The 12,681-nt window shown below is 65.4% G+C and carries 11 protein-coding genes; 1 reads left to right on the top strand and 10 read right to left on the bottom strand.

Annotated features, from left to right (window positions below; all coding sequences use genetic code 11):
- Positions 1-15: 15 nt before the first annotated feature.
- From AAEU42_RS13340 to AAEU42_RS13315, 6 genes are all read right to left on the bottom strand, one after another.
- Positions 16-783, bottom strand: a complete 768-nt coding sequence (locus AAEU42_RS13340; RefSeq protein ID WP_342234066.1) for a polysaccharide deacetylase family protein — start codon at positions 781-783, stop codon at positions 16-18.
- Positions 780-1,709: a PstS family phosphate ABC transporter substrate-binding protein gene (locus AAEU42_RS13335; RefSeq protein WP_342234065.1), complete on the bottom strand. Its 930-nt coding sequence runs from the start codon at positions 1,707-1,709 to the stop codon at positions 780-782. Before AAEU42_RS13335 ends, AAEU42_RS13340 begins: the two co-directional genes overlap by 4 nt.
- Before the next feature lie 422 nt (positions 1,710-2,131).
- Positions 2,132-3,382 (bottom strand): beta-N-acetylhexosaminidase, encoded by a 1,251-nt coding sequence (gene nagZ, locus AAEU42_RS13330; protein ID WP_342234064.1) that lies wholly within the window; start codon positions 3,380-3,382, stop codon positions 2,132-2,134.
- Entirely contained in the window at positions 3,379-5,469 is a 2,091-nt protein-coding gene (gene rnr / locus AAEU42_RS13325; RefSeq protein WP_342234063.1) for a ribonuclease R, read from the bottom strand. Before rnr ends, nagZ begins: the two co-directional genes overlap by 4 nt.
- A gap of 106 nt (positions 5,470-5,575) precedes the next feature.
- The gene (gene secG, locus AAEU42_RS13320; RefSeq protein ID WP_342234062.1) at positions 5,576-5,812 is read right to left on the bottom strand and encodes a preprotein translocase subunit SecG; all 237 of its coding nucleotides are present in this window, start codon (positions 5,810-5,812) and stop codon (positions 5,576-5,578) included.
- 140 nt (positions 5,813-5,952) lie between these two features.
- Positions 5,953-7,134 carry an NAD(P)-dependent malic enzyme gene (locus tag AAEU42_RS13315; protein WP_342234061.1) on the bottom strand — a complete coding sequence of 394 codons (1,182 nt, stop codon included), beginning with the start codon at positions 7,132-7,134 and terminating at the stop codon, positions 5,953-5,955.
- Positions 7,135-7,329: 195 nt separating this feature from the next.
- Between AAEU42_RS13315 and udk the strand changes: the two genes are divergently transcribed.
- Positions 7,330-7,944 (top strand): uridine kinase, encoded by a 615-nt coding sequence (gene udk / locus AAEU42_RS13310; RefSeq protein WP_342234060.1) that lies wholly within the window; start codon positions 7,330-7,332, stop codon positions 7,942-7,944.
- A 54-nt stretch (positions 7,945-7,998) separates the two neighbouring features.
- Here udk and AAEU42_RS13305 read toward each other — a convergent pair whose 3' ends face one another.
- From AAEU42_RS13305 to AAEU42_RS13290, 4 genes are all read right to left on the bottom strand, one after another.
- Positions 7,999-10,263, bottom strand: a complete 2,265-nt coding sequence (locus AAEU42_RS13305) for a 5'-nucleotidase C-terminal domain-containing protein (protein ID WP_342234059.1) — start codon at positions 10,261-10,263, stop codon at positions 7,999-8,001.
- 126 nt (positions 10,264-10,389) lie between these two features.
- A complete protein-coding gene (locus AAEU42_RS13300; protein ID WP_342234058.1) occupies positions 10,390-10,959 on the bottom strand; it encodes a chromate transporter in 570 nt (189 codons plus the stop codon).
- Positions 10,956-11,537, bottom strand: coding sequence for a chromate transporter (locus AAEU42_RS13295; RefSeq protein WP_342234057.1), 582 nt, complete (start codon positions 11,535-11,537; stop codon positions 10,956-10,958). Before AAEU42_RS13295 ends, AAEU42_RS13300 begins: the two co-directional genes overlap by 4 nt.
- Positions 11,538-11,691: 154 nt before the next feature.
- Positions 11,692-12,612 (bottom strand): pseudouridine-5'-phosphate glycosidase, encoded by a 921-nt coding sequence (locus AAEU42_RS13290; RefSeq protein WP_342234056.1) that lies wholly within the window; start codon positions 12,610-12,612, stop codon positions 11,692-11,694.
- Positions 12,613-12,681: the final 69 nt, after the last annotated feature.

Raw genomic sequence — 12,681 nt, 5'->3', positions numbered from 1 at the left:
TTTCCAGGGGGGGAGCTATTTCAGCTTCACGGGCAGCTCCAGCACGGGGCTGCCCCCGGCGCCGACGGTGATCTCGTAGCGGTCGAACTGGAGAAAGACCTTTCCCTCGTCCACATAAAAGTCGAAGCTGTCCAGGGTGCGGCCCTCCACGGAGGCGCCCCCGTAGCCGTTTTCCTCGATGACCGAGCGGATGAGGGCCAGGGCCTTATCCTCCGGCTCGGCGATGAGGTCGGAGAGATAGAGCCGCTCCCCGGTGGCCGGGTCGAAGTTGTAGCAGTCGCCGCCGGTGTCGTTGACCCCGCCCATGTACCAGTACCAGTCCAGGTAGACGCTGACGAGGGTATCGGTCTGGGTCAGGACCCGGACGGAGCGCTCGTAAAAATAGCGGTAGTCCGGGTCGCCGGCCGATGTCACGCTGTCCCAGGCGGCCTGGGCGGAGCCCTCCCCGCCCTTCGGGTCAAAGAAGGCGTCCCGCAGGTCCTGGAAGAAGGCGTTGATGACCTGGTAACCCTCCGTGCTCTCCTCGAACAGCGGGATCTCGAAGGAACAGGTCAGGGGGTACCCCTGGGTATCCAGGACGGCTTTGTCAAGATAGACGGTGGGACGGAGGTAACAGAGGGTGTGGAAATAGTTGGTGGGCAGCGGGGGCACCGTGGCCTCGGGTGAGGGGGCGGCGGCCTCCGGCGTGGGCGCGGGAGCGGCCGTCTCCTGGGGGACGGGGGCGGCGCAGCCCGCCAGCAGGGCCAGGGCCAGCCCCGCCGCCAGGAGAGAGGGCTTTCTCATTGGGTGGGCTCCTTCACGGAGACATACCCCTCGTGGGCGACCAGGTTCTGCCCCTCCTGGGAGAGGAGCCAGTCGAAGAGGACGCCCGCGGGGCTGTCCGCCGGGGTCTCGGAATCCATGACGGCGTAATAGGCGGTGTGGATGGGGTAGCTGCCGTCCCGGATGGTCTCGTCGGTGGGGGCCACCCCGTCGATGGAGAGCAGCTTCAGCCCGTCGGCCATGCCCATGTCGGTGGCGTAGTAGTAGACGGTGTAGCCCATGGCGTCGGGCTGGTCGTCCCAGGCCCGGACGGCCTGGATGATGCCCTCCATGGAGGAGACCACGTAGTCGGTGTTGTAGGGCTCCATCATGGGGGTGTCCCCCATGACCTCCTTCTCCATGATGGCCTGGCTGCCGCCCCCGGCGGGCCGCTGGTAGGCCTGGATGGGGGCGTCGGAGCCCCCCACCTGGCTCCAGTTGGTGAGCTTCCCGGAATAGATGTCCCGCACCTGGTCCAGGGTCAGATTATCCACCGGGTTGTCGGCGTTGACGAAGAACACCAGGGTCTCGGCGGCCACGGGTTCCATCCGCCAGGACATGCCCCGCTCGTCCCGGTAGGAATAGGAGTCCTCGCCCCCCTCGGCCACGATGAGGAGGTCGGCCTCCCCGTCCACCAGGTTGTAGTAGGCCCGGGAGGTCTTGTTGAACTGGATGAGGTCGTCCACCTCCTCCCGGCTCTCCCCCAGCAGTACCGCCGCCACCGCCTGCCCCAGGGGCACCGTGGCGGTGGAGCCGTCAAGCCGGGGGAAGTTCTCCCGGGTAAAGACGTACTGGGAAGGGGCGGGGGTGGCCGCCGCGGGCGGCGCGGAAGGCTCCGCGGGGGCCTTGCAGGCGCATAAGGAAACTCCCAGCCCAGCGGCCAGGAGGAGAGACAGCGTGCGTTTCATAGTGGAAGCACTCCTTTCAGGGCTCCAGTCTATCATGCATTGGGAGGGGCTTCCAGGCCAAAACGGTGACAAATGGTAAAAAAGAGTGACAAATGACCCGGAAGCCTTTTCATAAAAGGCCCCCGGGTCATTTTCAGCTTGTCGAAGAACCTGTATTTCAGAAATTTCTTCCGGTCTGCGGTGGGGGAGCACGAGGGGGCGGCAGCCCGCCTCGTGTGGGATCAAATGCCCCGAAAAGCCCGCGTCAGCGGGCGCTCGGCGAGCAAAGCGAGGACTTTCCAGGGGCAAAGCCTCGGGAAAGTATCGGCATTGTGAAGGCTGTTGGGAAAGTCCAATGGACTTTTTCGACAGCCTGACCTCCCCCTTCGGGGGAGGTGTCAGCGAAGCTGACGGAGAGGGGGTCCCACGGCCCCGTGGAGACGTCAAGGCAAAACGGCCTCGATCTCCCGGTTGAGCGCCGCCACGTCCGGCGCCACCACCGGGCCGTCGGAGAGGCCGTAGGCCGCCTTCAGCGCCAGGATGCGGTACACGCTCTCGTCCAGCCGTTCCATGCTGATGCGGCCGCTGTCCACGGCCTCCAGCAGGGCGGACCGGGCCGCCTTCAGGTTGTCCGAGCGGTGGCACACCAGGGCCATGTCGCACCCGGCCTCCACCGCCAGCACGGCGGCCTCCCCCATGCCGTAGGTCTGGGAGACGGCCCCCATGGTCAGGTCGTCGGTGAACACCACCCCGTCAAAGCCCAGCTCCTCCCGCAGAAGGCCGGTGACCACGGCGGGGGAGAGGGAGGCGGGCCGCTGGGGGTCAAGCTGGGTCATGAGGATATGGGCCACCATCACGGCGGGGGCGCCCCCGTCGATGGCGGCGCGGAAGGGGGCCAGCTCGTTTTCCAGGAGGGCCTCCCGGCCCTTCTCCACCACCGGCAGGCCCACGTGGGAGTCGGTGAGGGTGTCCCCGTGGCCGGGGAAGTGCTTCACCACCGGGATGACCCCGGCGTTCATCATGGCGTAAGTACAGGCTGTCCCGGCCTCGGTCACGGTCTGGGCGTCGGTGCCGAAAGCCCGCCTGCCGATGACGGTGTTCTGGGGGTTGCTCCACACATCCAGGGAGGGGGCGAAGTCCACGTTGAAGCCGAAGGCGGCGCACTCCGCCGCCAGGGCGGCCCCCCGGGCGGCGGGGTCGCCCCCGGAGCGGATGAAGTCATAGGCGGAGGGCAGGTCGGCCACCTCGGGCGGCATTCGGGAGACCATTCCCCCCTCCTCGTCCACGCAGAGGAAGAGGAGGGCGTTCCCGGCGGCTGAATTGAGGGCTTTCAGGTCGCTGTTGAGCTGGGCAAGCTGCCCGGCGCTGGCCACGTTCCGGCCAAAGAGGATGATGCCCCCCGCCCTGGCCTCCCGGATGGCCCACCGGGCGTCGTCGCCGGGAGATGTCCCCTCGATGCCCGCCACCAAGAGCTGGCCGACCTTCTCCTCGGTGGAGAGGGCGGCCACCTGCTGGGCGATGGGGTCGGGTTCGGGGGTTGGCGCGGGGGTACTCACCCCGGTGGGCGTGGGGGACGGGACGGCCTCCGCCGCCTGGGAGGGGGCGGTGGTCTGGACGGTCTCCCAGGGGCCGCAGCCAGTGGTAAAAGCAAATACAAAGAGCAATAAAAGGGGGACCAGATTCCGTTTCGTCATCCCTTTTTCCCCTTTCTCCTCCCCTTGGGCACGTGCATGGCGGGCTTGCCGCTCCCCCTGCGCTTGCCCGGAGCCTTACCCTGGGGACGGCCCCCCTGGGGCTTTTTCTTCCCCGGGACGGGGAGGGGCTTGACGGCGGGGGCCGCCCGGCCGGGGGCGTCCTCCATGCCGGGGAGGCGGAAGTCCACCCGGCCGGTGGAGGGGTCGGCGGCCACGCACACCACCTGGAGGGCCATGCCGAAGGTGAACACCCGATTGGCCCGCTCCCCGGTGAGGGTCATGCGTGTCTCGTCGTAGACGTAGCGGTCCTCGGGGAGGCTCTCCACGGGGATGAGGCCCTCCACCCCGGAGGGGAGGGCGGCGAAGAGGCCAAATTTGGTGACCCCGGAGACGGCGGCGTCAAAGGTCTCCCCCAGGTGGTCCAGCATATATTCCGCGAAGTAGAGCTTGTCGATGTCCCGTTCGGCGCTCTGGGCGGCGATCTCCCGCTGGGAGGACTGTACGGCGGCCTTCTCGCAGCTTTTGGCCAGCTTCTTTTCCCCGGCGGGGCCCAGCTTCCCCTCCAGCAGGGCGTGGAGGCAGCGGTGGACCATCAGGTCGGGGTAGCGGCGGATGGGGGAGGTGAAGTGGCAGTAGAAGGGGGCGGCCAGGCCGAAGTGCCCCAGGTTTTCCACGTCGTACCGGGCCTTCATCAGCGAGCGCAGCACCATCATGTTCACCGCCGGGGCCTCCGGCTTGCCCTTGACGGATTCCAGCACCTTCTGGAGGGAGGCGTTGTCCGCCTCCTTGATGGCGTAGCCCAAGGGGGAGAGCATGGCCTTCAACGTCTCGGTCTTATCCTGGGAGGGCTTTTCGTGGACCCGGTATACGGCGGCCTTTTTCAGGTCGAAGAGGTGCTTGGCCACCGTCTCGTTGGCGATGAGCATGAAGCTCTCGATGAGCTTTTCGCTCTCCCCCTGGCTCCGGGCCACAATGTCCACGGGCCGGCCTGCGTCATCGCAGACGATATAGCTCTCGGCGCTGTCCAAGTCCAGGCTCCCCCGGGCCTTCCGCCGCTTTTCCAGGGCCCGGGCCAGGGCGGCCATGTCCCGGAGCATGGGCAGGATGCGGGCGTAGCGCTCCTCCAGGGTCTTGTCGCCCCCGGACAGCAGGACGTTGCAGTCCTCGTAGGTCATCCGCTCGGTGGAGCGGATGACGCTGGCGGCAATGGTGTGGTCCAGCAGGGCCCCGGTCTTGTCCAGGGTCATGAGGCAGGACAATGCCAGCCGGTCCACCTGAGGGTTCAGAGAGCAGATGCCGTTGGAGAGGGCCACCGGCAGCATGGGCACCACCTGGTCGGCAAAATAGACCGAGGTGCCCCGGTGGAAGGCCTCCAAATCGAGAGGCGCGCCGGGGTGGACGTAGTGGCTCACGTCGGCGATATGGACCCCCAGCACCCAGTTGCCCTTGTCGTCCTGTTCCAAAGACACGGCGTCGTCCAGATCCTTGGAGGAGGCCCCGTCGATGGTGATGATGGTCTTTTCCCTGAGGTCCAGCCGCCCCTTGCGCTGGGGGGCGGAGACCTTCTGGGGCACGGCGGAGGCCTCGGCGGACACCGGCTCGGGGAACTCCCGCTGGATGTCCAGCTGGTAAAGGACGGCCTCCACGGCGGCGGCGCGGGAGCCGGCGGGGCCGAAGGTCTCCTTCAGGGTGCCCAGAGGCGGAGTCTTGGCCGAGCCGTAGCTGGTCACGGCCACGGCGGCCTTCTCCCCCTCCCGGACCTTGGCCTTGCCCACCACCTTGATGGCGGCGGGGAGCCGGTCGGAGTCGGGCCGCAGCCAGACCTCGTGGTTCAGCTTTTGGATGATGCCGGTGACCGTCTTGTTGCCCCGCTCCACGATTTTGGTGATCCGGGCGGTGCTGCGGCCGGGCTGGGAGGGGTCGGCCTCTACGGCGGCTTCCACCGTGTCGCCGTCCCAGGCGCCGTTCTCCCGGCGGGGCGGGACGAAGCTGTCGTCCCCCCGGCCCGCGCCGTCCTCGGGGATGAAGAAGCCGAAGCCCCGGCCCGAGCCCTGGTAGCGGCCGGTAATGTTCTTTTTTTCAATCATAAATATGGAACCTCATTTCATTGGCGGGGTTTATGGAAGTATGCCCAGGCTGGGGAAAAATAAGAAAGAGCGCCCTCCCGGAGGTGGGAGGGCGCTCTTGAGTTCCTTACACCAGGGAAAGAACCAGGCAGACGACCATGAAAATAATGGCGACCCACTTGGTCCAGCGGGCCAGCTTGGCGTCCCAGCTCTTGGCCTTGTTCTTGGACAGGAAAGTGTCGGCGCCGCCGGAGATAGCCCCGGACAGGCCGGCGGTCTTGCCCTCCTGCAGCAGCACCACGGCCACCAGGAACAGGGAGAGCAGGAAGAGGATAATAGACAGGATCAGCTGAGGAATGTTCATCGTTCATCGTTCCTTTCCGCCCCGGGTGTGGAGCGAAGTGATATCTAAAATTGGGGCGCAATACGCCCTTTCTTTCACAGGAACTATATATTAGCACAATTTTGGGGCAAATGCAAGTCCTTTTTCCGCCCCTCTGGGCCTCAGCGCCCCGGCCTGACCGCTCCGGTCCGCCTTGCCGCGTCGGCCACCGCCGCCGCCACGGCGGGGCAGACCCGCTCATCGAAGGGGGCAGGGAGGATGTAGTCGGGGGAGAGGTCCTCCCCCACCAGCCCCGCCAGAGCCTCCACCGCGGCCAGCTCCATTTCCTCGTTGATCTCGACGGCCCCGGCGTCCAGGGCCCCCCGGAACACGCCGGGGAAAACCAGTACGTTGTTGATCTGGTTGGGGAAGTCACTGCGGCCCGTGCCCACCACCGCCGCCCCGGCGGAGCGGGCCTCGTCGGGCATGATCTCGGGGGTGGGGTTGGCCATGGGGAAGAGAATGGGCCTGGGGGCCATGGAGCGGACCATGTTGGCCGTCACCAGCCCCGGGGCGGACACCCCAATGAAGAGGTCGGCCCCCTTGAGGGCTGCGGAGAGCCCGCCCTCGGTGACCGCCGGACGGCTCAGGGCCGCCAGCTCGGCCAGATAGGGGTCCCCCTCCAAATCGGCCCGGCCGGGGTAGACCACGCCGTTGATGTCGTAGAGGGTGGCCTCCCGCAGCCCCAGCCGGTGGAGGAGCTTGAAGATGGCGGTGCCCGCCGCCCCGGCCCCGGAAAAGACCGCCTTCATATCCTTGAGCTCCTTGCCCACCACCTTGCAGGCGTTTTGCACCGCAGCCGCCGCCACGATTGCGGTGCCGTGCTGGTCGTCGTGAAAGACGGGGATGCCGCATTCCTGCCGCAGCCGCCGCTCCACCTCGAAACACCGGGGGGCGGCGATGTCCTCCAGGTTGATGCCCCCGAAGGAGGGGGCGATGAGCCGCACGGCGCTGACGATATCCTCCACCTCCTGGCTCCCGATGCACAGGGGCACGGCGTTCACCCCGCCGAAGGCCTTGAAGAGGACGCATTTCCCCTCCATGACGGGCAGGCTGGCCTCGGCGCCGATGTTGCCCAGGCCCAGCACGGCGGAGCCGTCGGTGACCACCGCCACGGTGTTGGCCCGGTCGGTGAGCTTCCACACCTCTCCGGGCTGTTCCTTGATCTTCAGGCAGGGGGCGGCCACCCCGGGGGTGTAGGCCAGGGAGAGGGCCTCCTTGCTGTCCACCGGCATCTTGGGCACCGTGTCCAGCTTGCCGTTCCACTGGTAGTGAAGCTTGAGGGATTCCGCGGCGTAATCCATGGGCATTGACTCCTTTGTTCCACAGATAATATGGAAGTCATTATACTACACTTTTCGGGCCATGTGTGATAAAATAACAAGAAAATCCTTTTTCCCGTCTCCGCTGGAGGCAATCAAAAGAATAGGTAAAAATGATACCGCAAATCCCAGGGACCTGTGATATCATTTTACAAAATCAAACAGGGGGCGCTGTTTATGGACATCATGGTCATCGGCATCGCGGGGGGCACCGGCTCGGGGAAAACCACGCTGACCGAAAAGCTGAAGGAGCGGTTCGGGGAGGACGTGTCCGTCCTCTTCCACGACAACTACTACAAAAGCCACTCGGAGATGCCCTATGAGGAGCGGGCCAAGCTCAACTACGACCACCCGGACGCCTTTGAGACCGACCGCTTCGTCCGGGACCTGGAGGCCCTGCGCCGGGGGGAGGCCATCCAGTGCCCCACCTACGACTACACCATCCACGACCGCTCCCCCAATACGGTGGAGGTGCGTCCCACCCGGGTGATTTTGGTGGAGGGTATCCTGATCTTTGAGAACAAGGCCCTGCGGGATCTGATGGACATCAAGATCTTTGTAGACACCGACGCCGACGTGCGCATCCTGCGGCGGCTGGTGCGGGACGTGAACAAGCGGGGGCGGACCCTGGACTCGGTGGTGAGCCAATATCTCACCACGGTGAAGCCCATGCACGACGCCTTCGTGGAGCCCTCCAAGAAATACGCCGACATCATCGTCCCCGAGGGGGGCTACAACACCGTGGCCCTGGACATGATCGTGGAGCGGATCCGGGGACACGTGGAAAAGTAAAGAAGGACAAAAAAGGAGCCCCGCCTGAAAGGTGGGGCTCCTTTTTCGTTGTACTTATTGCTCCGCGGCCAGGACAGCCAGGGCGGCGTCCAGATCGGCGGCGGTCAGGTCCCCCTGGGGACGGAAGTTCCCGGAGGCGTCGGCGGAGAGATAGCCCTTCAGCACGTTCCACATCATGGCCTCGGAGGCCCAGGCGGAGGCGTTGGCGGCGTCGGTATAGGGCACGCGGGTGGCCCAGGCGCCGGAGGGGCCCTGCTCGCGGGCCACGTCATAGCGCAGCAGCATCACTACGGCCTGCTCCCGGGTCACAGGGGCGTCGGGGAGGAACTGGCCCTCGCCGTTGCCGGCGGCGATCCCGTGGGTGTAGGCCCAGTTGACGGCGTCGTTGTTTTCGGTCAGGTCGGTGAAATCAGCCACGGCGGCCGCGGCGGGCTTGCCGTCGTTCTGGGCCTGGTACAGGGCCTCCACAAACTCCAGCCGGGTGACGGGGGCCAGGGCCTCGGCGCTGGTGGCGGCGTTCAGGGTCCACAGGCTCCTGGGCTCGGGGGGCGTGATCTCCTTCCCCTGGGCGGTGAGGGCCTTGATGTACTCGGCGATGATAAGGGTCACGGAGCCGCCGATGGAGCCGAACTCCTCGGAGACCGAGCCGTCCCACAGCACCTTGTCGCTGCCCATGGTGATGCCGGTGACGGCGTACCAGCCGTACTCATCGCCGGCGGCGTTGGCGGACAGGCGGTAGGAGTTGACGGCCACCTTGAAGGTCTGCTCGGCGGTGACGGGCTTGCCCTGGTAGACCAGGTTGGCCACCCGGACCCCTTCGGGGTTGCCCAGGTACACGTCGTAGCTGATGCCGTAGAGCTGGTCGGTGCCGAAGCCGCCGCCGGTGATGGTGCCGTCCTCGGCCACGGTGTAATCCTTCACGCAGTCCTCCAGCCAGTCCTTGAGCTGGCGGCCGGTCATCTCCACCATGTAGAGGAGGTTGTTGTCGTACTTGTAGAAGGAGTAGCAGTCCTTCAGGCTGATGGGGCCCTTGGCCTTGCTCCCAAGGAGCTGGGAGATGCAGAAATCCTTGTTGGCCACGGGGGAGGCCAGGGACACGTCGGCCCCGGTGGCCCAGAGCTGGGCCTCGTGGACCAGGTTCATGGTGTCGCTCTCCACGTGGAAGAGGTCGGTGACGGAGTCCCAGTCGCCGCTGAGGGTGCCGATCTCCTCGTTGACGAAGGGCACGGTGCGCTCGTAGTAGGGCTCCATGAGGGCCTTGAGCCCGGCGTCGTTCTCGTAGCCGGTGAGGTCCAGGTTCTCGCTCTGGCCGATGGTGAAGGAGCCGTCCTTCTTGATGGTCACCACGGTCTTGGTGAGGGTGGAGGTGCCGCCGTTGACCACGGGGACGTCCTTGCCGTCGGCGTTTTGGAAGGTGCTCACGCCGGGCACGTGGTTGTGGCCGGCCACCACCATGTCGATGCCGGTGGTGTTCTGGATCAGGTGGGCCACCTGGTTTTCCTTGTTGAACTCCGCGGAGACGTCGCCCACGGCCCCCTGGTCCCCAGCGCCCACGGCGTCTCCGCCCTCGCCGGAGTGGGCGGAGACGATGACGAAGTCGCACTTCTGCTCCTCCCGCAGCTCCTTCTGCCAGTAGTTGACCCACTCGTAAGCGTAGGAGCGCTCGGTGTTGCCCTCGTGGACGAAGTCGGCCCCCTCATAGTGGCTGGGCAGGTCCCAGTTGGGCACATTCACGTTCTCCAGGCCCAGGATGCCCACCTTGAAGTCCTTGCCGCCTACCTGGAAGGTCATGACCTTGTAGGGGTCCATCTTGGGCTCCTGGGTCTTGACGTCGATGTAGTTGGCGCAGACCACGTCCACGGGAGTGCCGGGATACCGGTCGGTCTCGTCGGAGAGCATATCGTAGAAGATCTGCTGGACGTCCTGGCTGAAGTTGAACTCATGGTTGCCCAGCACCAGGGCGTCATAGCCGATGTAGCGCAGGCAGATGGCCATGGGGTTGTCCTTGCCGCCCTCCATGTTCATGTTGTAGGAGATGATGGGCGTGCCCTGGATAATGTCGCCGTTGTCGATGAGGATGGTGCCGTCGTTGGCCTCCCGCTCAGCCTTCATAGCGGTGGCCACCTTCAGGTAGCTGTTGGTCACCTCTTTGCCGGTGATGGGGTTGAGGTCGTAGCACTTGCCGTGCATGTCGGTGGTGGAATAGATGCCTAAGGTAAAGGTGTCGGATTTCTTGTCCGCGGCCAGAGCCCCGCCGGAGAGCCCCAGCAGCATGGCGGCGGACAGGGCGCCCGCCAGAACGCGCTTGCAGTGATTCATCAACATTCGCCTCTCTTTGCTTTTTTGCGGGTTTAAAGGTGACTTTATTATAATTTACCAGGGGAGAAAAGGCAATCACCCCGGCGGCGGTGTAATGGAAACGTAACACAAAAATACCGGTTCCCGCTACATCAATCCGGGAACCAGGAGGTAGACCGCCATGCCTAGGGCGCCGCAGCCCAGCATGACCACGATGGGGTCGGGCTTCCAGCGGCGCAGGACGGCGAAGGCCCCCAGGCACAAAACCACAGCCGCCGGGTCGGGCAGGGTGGGGGAAAAGCCCCCCTCTCCCCAGAACGCGGTGGTGAGCAGTGTCAGTCCTGCCGAGGCGATCAGGGCCACCACCGCCGGGCGCAGGCCGGACAAAGCCCCCTGGATGGCGGCGAGGGAGCGGTATTTGTAGTAGAGAAAGGCCAGGAGGGAGACCACCAGACAGGAGGGGAGGATGCACCCCAGGGTGGAGACCACCGCCCCCCAGGGCCCCGCGATCTGGATGCCCACAAAGGTGGCCGAGTTGATGGCGATGGGGCCGGGAGTCATCTGGGAGATGGTGATGAGGTCCATGAACTCCGACATGCTCAGCCAGTGGTGCAGGTCCACCACCTGGGTCTGGATCAGCGGCAGGGCGGCGTACCCGCCCCCGAAGCTGAACAGGCCGATTTGAAAAAAGCTCCAGAAAAGCTGAAGATAGATCATTTCTTCCCCGCCTCCCTGTTCCGGCGCGCCCCCCACAGGGCGGCGGCGACGCCCAGCCCGGCGCAGGCCAGGATAATCCAGATGACGTTGAGCTTGGGCAGCAGCAGGGTGACGAGAAAGACCGCCGCCATGAGGAAGTCGGACAGTACCTTTTTCTCTTTGAGGACGCTGCCCGCCATGTCCACCACCACACTGCAGATGACGGCGGCCACCCCCGCCTGCATCCCCCGCAGCAGGGCCGCCACGATGCGGTTGGAGCGGAAGGCCTCGTAAAAGAGGGAGACCGCAGACAGAATGAGGAAGGGGGGGAGCACCGTGCCCAGGATGGTGAGGGCGGCTCCCGGCGCCCCCGCCACCCGGTAGCCCACCAGAATGGAGGCGTTGACCGCGATGGGGCCGGGGGCGGACTGGGCGATGGCGGTGAGGTCCAGCATCTCCTGCTCCTCCAGCCAGCCCAGGTCGTCCACGAACCGCTTTTTCATCAGGGGCACGATGACGTAGCCCCCGCCGAAGGTGAAGGTGCTGAGCAGGAAGGTGGAGGAAAAGAGCTTCCAATAGGTTTGGACAGGGTGTTTCATAGGCATGCCTCCCGACATTGGTGCTCCCATTATAGACGCGCCGGTGCGGGATGTAAATCACGAAAAAAGGGCGCCCGGCGGATCTGGCCGCCGGGCGCGAAGAGAGAGCCGGCCCGGTGGGCCGGCTCTCTCCATTTCGAGTGGATTTGGGATTTTACAGCCGGCTCAGCTCCGCCGCCGTCCGGGCGGCCAGCCGGGCGTTGTTGAACACCAGCTGGATGTTGGAGGCCAGGGAGTCCCCGCCGGTGAGCTTCTGGATCTTGTCCAGGAGGAAGGGGGTGATGTCCTTGCCGTGGACGCCCAGGGCGTTGGCCTCGGCCACGGCGTCGTCGATGGCCTTGTTGATGACCGCCGGGTCCATGGACCACTCCTCGGGGATGGGGTTGGTGACCAGCATGCCGCCCCCTAGGCCCAGCTCGTGCTGGACGGAGAAGGCCTTGGCCAGGTCGGCGGGGGTGTCGATCTCATAGTCCACGGCGAAGCCGGACTTGCGGGTGTAGAAGGCGGGCAGCTCCTTGGTGCCATAGCCGATGACGGGGACGCCGTGGGTCTCCAGGTACTCCAGAGTCAGCCCCAGGTCCAGGATGGATTTGGCCCCGGCGCACACCACCATCACGGGGGTGTGGGCCAGTTCCTCCAGGTCGGCGGAGATGTCCATGGTGGTCTCGGCCCCCCGGTGGACGCCGCCGATGCCGCCGGTGGCGAAGATCTGGATGCCCGCCATGTGGGCGATGATCATGGTGGTGGTGACGGTGGTGGCCCCGTCCTCTCCCCGGGCGCACAGCACCGCCAGGTCCCGGCGGCTGGCCTTGGCCACGTTCAGGCCCTTCCTGCCCAGGTGCTCGATCTCCTCCCGGGTGCAGCCGGCCTTCAGCCGCCCGCCGATGATGGCGATGGTGGCGGGTACGGCGCCGTTTTCCCGGATGATCTCCTCCACCTTGAGGGCGGTCTCCACGTTCTGGGGATAGGGCATGCCGTGGGAGATGATGGTGGACTCCAAAGCCACCACGGGCTTGTGGTTTTTGACGGCCTCGGCCACCTCGGGGGAGACGTCCAGATACTTGTTGAGATTCATGTTTTTACCTCCTGTACAAATCAAAATGAACGGATGCGGGATCAGTAATACTTAAAAGAATTCTGCCCA

This window comes from Pseudoflavonifractor phocaeensis, from assembly GCF_038439875.1.
GTDB lineage: Bacteria > Bacillota > Clostridia > Oscillospirales > Oscillospiraceae > Vermiculatibacterium.
Note: the sequence above shows the minus strand (reverse complement) of the source record. Positions and strands in the feature narration are given on the sequence as shown.

What these genes read in the sequence shown, in the direction of transcription:
- AAEU42_RS13340 (WP_342234066.1), bottom strand. Translation starts at nt 783, where the DNA reads ATGAGAAAGCCCTCTCTCCTGGCGGCGGGGCTGGCCCTGGCCCTGCTG.
- AAEU42_RS13335 (WP_342234065.1), bottom strand. Translation starts at nt 1,709, where the DNA reads ATGAAACGCACGCTGTCTCTCCTCCTGGCCGCTGGGCTGGGAGTTTCC.
- nagZ (WP_342234064.1), bottom strand. Translation starts at nt 3,382, where the DNA reads ATGACGAAACGGAATCTGGTCCCCCTTTTATTGCTCTTTGTATTTGCT.
- rnr (WP_342234063.1), bottom strand. Translation starts at nt 5,469, where the DNA reads ATGATTGAAAAAAAGAACATTACCGGCCGCTACCAGGGCTCGGGCCGG.
- secG (WP_342234062.1), bottom strand. Translation starts at nt 5,812, where the DNA reads ATGAACATTCCTCAGCTGATCCTGTCTATTATCCTCTTCCTGCTCTCC.
- AAEU42_RS13315 (WP_342234061.1), bottom strand. Translation starts at nt 7,134, where the DNA reads ATGGATTACGCCGCGGAATCCCTCAAGCTTCACTACCAGTGGAACGGC.
- udk (WP_342234060.1), top strand. Translation starts at nt 7,330, where the DNA reads ATGGACATCATGGTCATCGGCATCGCGGGGGGCACCGGCTCGGGGAAA.
- AAEU42_RS13305 (WP_342234059.1), bottom strand. Translation starts at nt 10,263, where the DNA reads ATGAATCACTGCAAGCGCGTTCTGGCGGGCGCCCTGTCCGCCGCCATG.
- AAEU42_RS13300 (WP_342234058.1), bottom strand. Translation starts at nt 10,959, where the DNA reads ATGATCTATCTTCAGCTTTTCTGGAGCTTTTTTCAAATCGGCCTGTTC.
- AAEU42_RS13295 (WP_342234057.1), bottom strand. Translation starts at nt 11,537, where the DNA reads ATGAAACACCCTGTCCAAACCTATTGGAAGCTCTTTTCCTCCACCTTC.
- AAEU42_RS13290 (WP_342234056.1), bottom strand. Translation starts at nt 12,612, where the DNA reads ATGAATCTCAACAAGTATCTGGACGTCTCCCCCGAGGTGGCCGAGGCC.